The sequence below is a fragment of the Burkholderia sp. Ac-20392 genome (assembly GCF_017104585.1).
Classification (GTDB): Bacteria; Pseudomonadota; Gammaproteobacteria; order Burkholderiales; family Burkholderiaceae; genus Burkholderia; species Burkholderia lata.
Genome location: NZ_JAAGPB010000428.1, coordinates 1 through 7,493 on the forward strand (window position 1 = coordinate 1; position 7,493 = coordinate 7,493).

Here is a 7,493-nt window from a genome sequence, read left to right on the forward strand (position 1 = left end):
GGCCGCGCCGGGCGGACGGTGCGGAAGGCGGGGAAGGGGCCGGACGGACGCCGAGCGCGCGTCCGCCGGCGCCGTCATTTGCGAGCGCCATGTTCGAGCGCATCCTTCGCGTACTGGGCCGCGTCGTCGAGCGTGCCGCGTACGTCGGTCTGCGTGCCGGTGAACACCTGCTCGAGCGCGATGCCGAGGTTGTCGCCGATATCCGGCCACTGCGGCGTGCGCCAGATCGTCACCTGCGTGACCGGGTTGGTGTCGTTCAGCCCGGCCTGGATCTGCGGCGCGACGTGCTGCTTGAAGTACGGGCTGGCGATCGTGCTCGACCGGTTGTAGTCGCTGAACACGCCGTTGCGCAGCCGGGCCTGTTCCTGGTCCTTGCTGGTGGCCCACGCGATGAAGCGGCCGGCGGCCATTCGCGTGCAGTCGTCCTTCGCGCCGACCGCCGAGATCGCGAAGCCGTGGCCGTAGGCGGCCGACGGCAGCGGCGCGGGCGGGCGCGTGTAGCCGACCTTGCCGGCCACGCTCGACTTGCTCGCATCCTCCATCCAGTCCGCGAACGGCGTCGATTCGATCATGAACGCGACCTTGCCCGAGCGGAACGCTTCGAGCGCATTGCTCCAGTCGTAGGTCGCGGCGCCCGGCGGCGCGTACTTGAACAGGTCGCTGTAGAGCTGCGTGGCCTTCACGGCGGCCGGCGAATTGAACGCGGGCTGGCCGCTCTTGTCGGTCCAGGCGCCGCCCATCCCGAGCATGAACGGCGACCAGCGCCACACGTTCATCCCCGAGCCGCGCTGGCCGCGCGCGACCCAGCCGTACAGCTTCGGCGGCGCGTTGAGCTTTTTGATCGCGGCGACGAGCTGGTCGAGCGTCTTCGGCACCGGGATGTGCGCGGCGTCGAGCAGGTCGCGGCGGTAGAACAGGAAGTCGCCGCCGCCGATCAGCGGCGCGAAGTACGCGACGCCGTTGTAGCTCGCGACCGCGCGGCGGCCGGGCAGGAAGTCGTCGTAGTCGTATTCCTTCGGGTAGTACTTGAGGAGCGGCACGATCCAGTTGGCCGACGCGAATTCGGCGACGTTCGCCTCGTCGACGTAGTAGATCTGGTACGAGCCTGCGCCGGTCGACGCGTCGAGCCGCGATTTCGCGCGGCGGTCGTTTTCGCCGAAGTAGCTGATCTCGACCTTGGTGCCGCTCTTCTTCTCGTAGTCGGCCAGCGATTTCTCCATCACCGTCAGGCCGAGACTCTTCTGCGCGAGCACCCGAAGGGTCGGCACCTTGCAGACCTGTGCGGCCGCGACGCCCGGCAGACAGGCGCCGAGCAGCACGCCGGCTGCGACGATTCGCATCTTGTTCACCCGTGTCTCCTTGATTCTGCTTGTTCGAATGCCGTCGATGACGGCAGGAACAATGGTGTGACGGGGGCGATGCGATCACCACATCAAAAGAATTCGCGGACCGATACTTTTTGCTCAGGTTCGGTCGTGCGATGCACAAAATGTGGTGGTGGGGCGAGCGGCGGCCGGCGGCGGCATGACCGAGCAGGTTCGGCCCGCGCGTGGCACCATCGCCGGCATTGCGCCAGCGCCCAGTCGAAACGGATGATGAACAAATTTACCGACATGAGTACGTTCGTGGCCGTGGTCGAGGCAGGGAGCTTCTCCGAAGCCGCCCGCCGCCTCGGTACCACCAAGTCGATCGTCAGTACCCGTATCCAGAAGCTCGAGCGACGTCTCGCCTGCGCACTGCTCAAGCGTGGCCGTTCACTGCAACTGACCGATCCGGGGCAGCGGTTCTTCGAGCAAGCGCGGCAGCTTCTGCAGGAACTCGAGCGCATCGAGGGCGAAGTGAACGAAGCCGGCTCGAGCCTGAGCGGCAACCTGAAGCTGTCCGTGCCGGTCACCTTCGTCGCGCGCTATCTTGCGCCGCTGCTCTCGCGTTTCGCGGACATGTATCCGGCGCTGTGCCTCGACGTCGAAGCGGACGACCGGCTGTCGAATCTCCAGGACGGACATTTCGACGCGGCGATCCGTCTCGGCCCGCTCGCCGATTCCAGCCTGGTCGCGCGCCCCGTCACCGTCAACCGGCACCTGATCTGTGCGAGCCCGGGCTATCTCGAGCGGCGCGGCATGCCGGCGCATCCCGACGACCTGCCGCAACACGACGGCTTGCTTTATCTGAATCGCGAACCGCATGGGATGTGGAGCCTGCCGCTCGAGTACGAAAAGCAGTCGTTTCGCGTCAGGGTGCGGATGCGGACCGATTCGGGCTTCCAGCTGCTTGCCGGGGCGATCGCCGGGCTGGGGCTCGCGATCCTGCCGACCTTCCTGGCGTCCGACGCGCTGGTGTCCGGCGAGCTCGTGTCGGTGCTGCCGGAATATGCGCCGTCCGGCGGGCAGGTCAATGTCGTCTATCGCAAGACGGTTCGCACGTCGCCCAAGATCCAGGCGCTGGTCCGGTTCCTGGAGGAGGAGATCGGCCATCCGGCCCGCTGGGACATGCCGCTGATCGAACGCGGCCTGCTGCCGCATCCTTCGCATGCTTGAACCTGCCGCCGCCTCGCCGACGGGGGCGGCGCGCCTGACGGGCAGACGCGAGCGTTCGGAAAAAGCGAACCACCGGTTCGGTTTCCGCTAGCTATCCGGTCGCGGGGCCCGACCGTACTGTGGCACACGCATTCAATGGAGAAAGCGTCTGCCATGAAGAACACCCCGCTGCATCATCCCGCGCGCCGCGTCATGCTCGCGCAAACCCTCGCCCATTCGGCGACGCTCGCTGTCGGTTCGCTGCTCGGCGCCGACGCGATCGCGGCCAGTGCGGCGAGCTCGTCGAGTTCGTCGAACGCGTCCAGCTCGGGCGCCGCGGACACATCGCTCCGCACCAGGACCGCAAGCGGCCCGCGAACCGTCGATGTACTGGTCGTCGGCGGCGGTTCCGCCGGCGCCGTCATGGCGGCCCGCCTGAGCGAGAAGGCCAGCCGCCACGTCCTGCTGCTCGAGGCCGGGCACAACTATGCCGCGTGGGACTATCCGCACGTGATCGCCAGCAGCGATATCGTCGGTGGCGATGCGCGGCATGAATGGGGCTATCGCACGCAGGCCGGCTACGTCGATCACCCGATCAACGCACTGCGCGGCAAGGTGCTCGGCGGCAGTTCGGCGATCAACGGGGCCGTCGCCATTCGCGCGCGGCCGCAGGATCTGAAAAACTGGAATCTGCCCGGCTGGTCGTACGAGGAGATGCTGCCGTCGTTCCGGCGGCTCGAGCATCGCGACAACGACAGCGTGTCGCACGGCCAGGCGGGGCCGCTGCCGGTGCGTCAACTGACGCGCGACGACATCACGCCGATGCAGCGCGCGTTCGTCGATGCGACCCTCGCGAACGGTTATCGCGCGATCGAGGATTTCGACGGCGCGGATGCCAACGGCGTCGGCCCGTATCCGATGAACATCGTCAACGGCGTGCGCGTCAACACGGGCATGGCCTACCTGACCAACGAGGTCAGGGCGCGGTCGAACCTGACGATTCGCGGCGGTGCGCTGGTCGATCGCGTGCTGTTTGCGCACGGGCGGGCCATCGGCGTGCGGCTCGACAACGGCGAGGAAATTCACGCGAACGAGGTGGTCCTCAGCGCGGGGGCGTACGGCAGTGCGGCCATTCTGCTGCGTTCGGGCATCGGGCCGGGCGCCGACCTGCGCGCGCTGTCGATTCCCGAAGTGGCCACGTTGCCGGTGGGCCAGCGCCTGAAAGATCACCCGTTCTACTACAACGCGTATGCGGCACGCCCCGACCGGATCGGCGATCAGTCGCCGTCGATCGGCGCGTTCCTGTGGACGAACAGTTCGACTGCGCAGCACGGCGATCTCGATCTGCACATCACCGCGACGCATCTGTTCCCGCACGACCAGAGCCCGACCAAGGTCGGCTTCGTGCTTGCGGTTGCGCTCACGCGGCCGTTGTCGGTCGGCAGCCTGAAGCTCGCGAGCCGGCAGGCCGGCGATGCGCCCGTGATCGACCTGAATTTCCTCGGCGAAGCGCAGGATCGCGCGCGGCTGCTCGAAGGCATCAAGCTGGCGCGCCGGATCGGCCGCACCGCGCCGCTGTCCGGTCTCATTCATTCGGAACTGAATCCGGGGCCGGGCGCGGAATCGGACGAACGGATCCTGGCGTCGGCGCGCTCGACGCTCGACACGTACCACCATCCGACTTCGACCGCGCCGATGGGTGTGATCAACGATCCGCATGCCGTCGTCGATCTCGAAGGGCGGGTGCATGGCGTGAGCGGCCTGCGCGTCGTCGACGCGTCGATCTTTCCGGATGCGATTTCGGTCGCGACCAACATCACCACCATTGCGACGGCCGAGCATATCGCCCGCCGCTACAGCTGACCGGGGAACGTCATGAATGTTGCTGCTCCCGTATTGAACTGGATCGATGGCGAGTGGGTGGATTCACCCGCGCATCGCGACTCCGTCGATCCCGCGACCGGCTCGGTGATCGGCCGCTATGCCGACGGCGGCGAGCCCGAAGCGCGCGCGGCGATCGACGCGGCCCTGCGTGCATTTCGCGACACGCCATGGAAGCACGATGCCGCGCTGCGCGCCCGCGTGCTGGACGAACTGGCCGCCGCGTTCGAGCGGCATGCCGACGCGCTGATCGAACTGCTGGCGCTCGAGAACGGCAAGATCAAGCCCGAAGCGCATTTCGAAGTGTCGATGGTGCCGTCGAAGCTGCGCTACTACGCGGCGCTGGCGCGGGCCGAAACGGGCCGCAGCGGAACGCCGCGGCCGGATGTCGTGTCGCTCGTGCTGCGCGAGCCGATGGGCGTCGCCGGCATCATCGTGCCGTGGAATTCCCCCGTGGTGCTGATGGTGCGCTCGCTCGCGCCGGCGCTGGCGGCGGGGACGACGACGGTCATCAAGATGCCGGGCCAGACCGCGCAGACCAATGCGCTCGTGTCGCGGATCCTGTCCGAAGCGCCGTCGCTGCCGAGCGGCGTCATCAATCTGTTCAGCGAATCGGGTGCGGACGGATCGAAAACCCTGATCGCCTCGCCCGACGTGCCCGTCATCAGCTTCACGGGCTCGACCGCGACCGGGCGCGCGATTTCCGCCGTCGGTGCGCAGCGGCTCAAGCGCTTCGGTCTCGAGCTCGGCGGAAAGACGCCGCACGTGGTGTTCGACGACACCGATCTCGATGCGGCCTTGCCCGTCATCGAAAAATCGCTGACGGTGTTTGCCGGGCAGTTCTGCATGACCGGCTCGCGCCTGCTGGTGCAACGCGGCATCGCCGACGCGGTGCGCACGCGTCTCGCGCAGCGCCTGGCCGCGGTGCGGGTCGGCCCGGCCGCCGATCCGCTCAGCGACATGGGGCCGCTCATCGACAAGCCCAACGTCGCGCGTGTCGATCGCGCGGTCGAAGAGGCGATCGCGGCGGGCGCGAAGGTGGTCGTGCGCGGCGGCCCGGTGACTGACGGCGAACTGGCGCGCGGTGCGTTCTATCGCCCGACGTTGCTCGAAGTCGACAGCGCCCGGCTCGATATCGTCCAGAAGGAAACCTTCGGGCCCGTGATGACGATGCAGGTGTTCGATACCGAGGCGGAAGCCGTCGCGCTGGCCAACGACAGCGAATATGGCCTGGCCGCCGCAGTCTGGACGCGTGACGTGCAGCGTTCGATGCGGGTGGCGCGGTCGCTTCAGGCCGGCACGATCTGGATCAACGACTGGGCGAAGGTCTACGACGAATTCGAGGAGGGCGGGTATCGGCAATCCGGCCTGGGTCGCCTCAACGGCGCGGCCGCGATCGACGACTTCATCGAATACAAGCACATCACGCTGACGACCGGAGACGCGCTGTGAAAGCCAAGATCGTATTGGAAGAACACCTGTCCACTGCCCTCAACAACAGCATGTGGGACGCGTCCGGCGAAGCCGCGCGCAACGGGAAAGCCTATATGGACGACGTCGAGGCGCGGCTGCTCGACGCCGACCGGCGGATCGAGGAGATGGACCGGTGCGGGATCGACGTCGCGGTGCTGTCGCTGACGTCGCCCGGCGCGCAATCGATTCTCGACCGCGCGGCGGCCGTCGATTTCGCGAAGCGGACCAACGACGAGATCGTCGAGCGCTACACCTCCGTGCATCCCGGGCGTCTGCAAGCGTTCGCGACGGTTGCGCTGCAGTCGCCCAGGGACGCGGCCGACGAACTCGAACGGGCTGTCGTGGAGCTTGGCATGCGGGGCGCGCTGGTGAACGGCTATACGAACATCGGCAACGCCGACACCGCGCAGTATCTCGACGAGGCGCCGGTCTGGGAGTTCTGGGAGCGCGCGGCCACGCTCGATGTGCCGGTCTATCTTCATCCGCGCGAAGCGTTGCCGAGCCAGCAGCGGATCTACGAAGGCTATTCGTCGCTCGTCGGCTCGGCATGGGGGTTCGCGCATGAGACGGCCACGCATGCGATCCGCCTGATGCTGAGCGGCCTGTTCGATCGCTACCCGAACCTGACGGTCATCCTGGGGCATCTCGGCGAAGGGTTGCCGCTGATGCTGCCGCGCCTCGAGCATCGGCTTCGCATGCAGCGGGACGGCGCCGGGCTGGGGCAGGCGAAGCGCCCGGTCGGCGAGTATTTCAGCAACAACTTCTACGTCACGACGAGCGGCCACTTTCATACGAAGGGGCTGCTCGACACGATCAGTGAAGTCGGCGTCGATCGCGTGCTGTTTTCCGCCGATTACCCGTACGAGAGCATGCAGACCGCCAGTGAATGGTTCGATCACGCATTGCTGAGCGAAAACGATCGGGTCAAGATCGGCCGCACGAATGCGGCGCGTCTGTTCGGGTTCTGATCCCGGCGGCAGTTGAAAGCGGGATACGTTCCGCTGCTGTGACTGACGGCACGCGTCGCGCTGATGGGCGTCGCGTGCCGTTTCGGGTTGGGGGGGCGTGAGCGTCAGTTTGCGTGCGCGGCAGCGGCAGCCGCATCTGCATCGATCCGGTACACCCGCAGCGCGTTGTCATGCCAGATCGCGCGGCGCGCTGCGTCATCGAGGTTCGTCATCGCACGAGCGAACGTGCGCAGCAGCGCGGGATACGACACACGCAGCCCGGCCACCGGAAAGTTGCTGGCGAACAGGCAGCGCTGCGCGCCGAAGATCGCGATCGTGTCGCGGATGATCCGTGCGTTGTCCGCCTCGTTCCACACGGCATGGCGCAAGCCGAGTTCGGAGATCTTCACGGTGACACGCGGCGACGCGGCAAGCGCCACCATGCCGCGCCGCCATCGCGCGAGCCCTGCATCCGAGCGATCCCACGGCAGCCCCGCATGTTCGAGCACGACGTCGACATACGGTGTATCGGCCAGCAGCGCAGCCGCTTCCTCGAGATGCCAGAACGGCACGCGCAGATCCCAGCTCAGGCCGTGCGCGGCGAGGCGTTCCAGCGCGGCCGGCCAGCGCGGATCGCGCAGTGTGCCCGGCCCGTCGACGGACGCATCGGGCGCGG

6 protein-coding genes are annotated in these 7,493 nt (G+C 67.4%); 4 read left to right on the top strand and 2 right to left on the bottom strand.

What is annotated here, in order from left to right; translation table 11 throughout:
• Positions 1-74: 74 nt before the first annotated feature.
• The gene (locus tag G3N99_RS31090) at positions 75-1,349 is read right to left on the bottom strand and encodes a sugar ABC transporter substrate-binding protein (RefSeq protein ID WP_206124295.1); all 1,275 of its coding nucleotides are present in this window, start codon (positions 1,347-1,349) and stop codon (positions 75-77) included.
• Between the two features lie 246 nt (positions 1,350-1,595).
• Between G3N99_RS31090 and G3N99_RS31095 the strand changes: the two genes are divergently transcribed.
• The 4 genes from G3N99_RS31095 (at position 1,596) to G3N99_RS31110 (ending at position 6,838) form a co-directional block, all read left to right on the top strand.
• The gene (locus G3N99_RS31095; protein WP_174942768.1) at positions 1,596-2,537 is read left to right on the top strand and encodes a LysR family transcriptional regulator; all 942 of its coding nucleotides are present in this window, start codon (positions 1,596-1,598) and stop codon (positions 2,535-2,537) included.
• 153 nt (positions 2,538-2,690) lie between these two features.
• Complete coding sequence (locus G3N99_RS31100) at positions 2,691-4,379, top strand: GMC oxidoreductase (protein WP_206124296.1); 1,689 nt, start codon at positions 2,691-2,693, stop codon at positions 4,377-4,379.
• Between the two features lie 12 nt (positions 4,380-4,391).
• On the top strand, positions 4,392-5,849 hold the full coding sequence (locus G3N99_RS31105; protein ID WP_206124297.1) for an aldehyde dehydrogenase family protein: 1,458 nt from the start codon (positions 4,392-4,394) through the stop codon (positions 5,847-5,849).
• Positions 5,846-6,838, top strand: a complete 993-nt coding sequence (locus G3N99_RS31110; protein ID WP_206124298.1) for an amidohydrolase family protein — start codon at positions 5,846-5,848, stop codon at positions 6,836-6,838. Before G3N99_RS31105 ends, G3N99_RS31110 begins: the two co-directional genes overlap by 4 nt.
• A 104-nt stretch (positions 6,839-6,942) precedes the next feature.
• Here G3N99_RS31110 and G3N99_RS31115 read toward each other — a convergent pair.
• A partial coding sequence (locus G3N99_RS31115) for an amidohydrolase family protein (RefSeq protein ID WP_206124299.1) occupies positions 6,943-7,493 on the bottom strand: 551 nt, incomplete at its 5' end.